Origin of the sequence: Acinetobacter sp. UBA3025 (genome assembly GCF_002367915.1) — a bacterium.
GTDB lineage: Bacteria > Pseudomonadota > Gammaproteobacteria > Pseudomonadales > Moraxellaceae > Acinetobacter.
In genome coordinates this window covers 1-1,543 of the sequence record NZ_DFDO01000078.1, presented here as the reverse complement: position 1 = coordinate 1,543, position 1,543 = coordinate 1, and the positions used below count along the sequence as shown (strand labels likewise).

Here is a 1,543-nt window from a genome sequence, read left to right as displayed (position 1 = left end):
AGCCCTGCAATTGCAGGGCTTTTTTGATTTTGTATCTTACATATTAGAAAGAATAGATTCACGAACCTGTTCTAAAGTTGCGTCAATTGAAAGCATTACAGCATCAGAACATTGTTTGATCGCAGTATCCGGATCTTTCAGACCGTTACCAGTTACGGTACACACGATCACAGAACCTTCAGCAATTTTACCTGCTTTAATGTCACGGATTGCGCCACCGATTGAAGCTGCAGATGCAGGTTCTACGAATACGCCTTCATACATAGAAAGAAGACGTTGCGCTTCCAGAATCTCGGCATCAGTCAGTTCATCGAACCAGCCTTTAGAATCACGAACAACCGCTTTCGCATGGTTCCAGCTTTGTGGATTACCGATACGGATTGCAGTTGCAACAGTTTCAGGATTTTCAACAGGTGCACCACGAAGGAAAGGTGCAGCACCAGAAGCCTGGTAACCTACCATTGTTGGCAGACCTTCAGGTTTAGGACCAGTGAAGGCATCAGTTGCAGCGTCGTAAACCACTTGTTCAAACTCGCCAGCAGGCTGATTTGCAACCGCTTCGGTATAACCCATCCAGTGCGCAGTAATGTTACCCGCATTACCTACAGGCAGGCAGTGGTAATCTGGTGCACGGCCCAATTCATCCACGATTTCGTAAGCAATGGTTTTTTGACCTTGCAGACGGTACGGGTTGATTGAGTTCACGATAGTGACAGGTGCTTTATCAGCGATTTCTTTTACCAGACGCATACCGTCATCGAAGTTACCGCGGATTTGCATGGTGATCGCACCATACATCATCGCTTGCGCCATTTTACCCATCGCAATTTTGCCTTCTGGGATTAAAACAAACGCTTTGATACCTGCACGCGCTGCATAAGCTGCAGCAGCAGCTGAAGTATTACCTGTAGAAGCACAGATAATCGCTTTAGAGCCTTCTTCAACCGCTTTTGTTACCGCCATGGTCATACCACGGTCTTTAAATGAACCAGTCGGGTTTAAGCCCTCGTACTTCACATAAATTTCAACATTTTTGCCAATAATGCGCGGAATATTCGCAAGCTTAATCAGTGGCGTGTTACCTTCACCCAGAGAAACGGCTTTAGTAGTTGCAGACACTGGTAAACGGTCGCGATAGCGGTCAACTAAACCAGTATAACGATTGGCATTCGACATGATGATGTTCCAATTGTGTGTAGAGCTTGGCAAGGGGAGAGTGTCCCCTCGACCCGATTAATTATCAAGCGATTCTAAACGAATTCGTACAATTTCGCCATGAATGACAGGAAGAGCTTGAATTTGTTTTAACGCTTCATCCATTTTCGCTTCCTTGACTGGATCAGTCAGGATCACGATAGGAATAAGATCTTTCAGACGTGACTGCTGCAGAATTGCATCAATACTGATGCCTTCGCGGCTTAGAATAGAGGTTACTTCAGCCAGTACTCCGGTTTGATCTTCAGCATTGATCCGGATGTAGTATCCAGTCGTCATTTCTTCACGTGGCAGGATTGGCAGGTCACTTAAGCTTTCAAAAGCCAGT

2 protein-coding genes are annotated in these 1,543 nt (G+C 45.7%); both read right to left on the bottom strand.

Going from position 1 to position 1,543, the window contains the following annotated elements; translation table 11 throughout:
• Positions 1–36: 36 nt before the first annotated feature.
• Positions 37–1,176 (bottom strand): threonine synthase, encoded by a 1,140-nt coding sequence (gene thrC / locus B4J23_RS03130; RefSeq protein WP_104426956.1) that lies wholly within the window; start codon positions 1,174–1,176, stop codon positions 37–39.
• A 57-nt stretch (positions 1,177–1,233) separates the two neighbouring features.
• Positions 1,234–1,543 (bottom strand): ACT domain-containing protein (locus tag B4J23_RS03125; RefSeq protein WP_291358733.1); only part of this gene is annotated, 310 nt, incomplete at its 5' end.

Bases quoted from the DNA above. Each gene is read 5' to 3' on its own strand.
- thrC (WP_104426956.1), bottom strand. From the start codon at position 1,176: ATGTCGAATGCCAATCGTTATACTGGTTTAGTTGACCGCTATCGCGAC.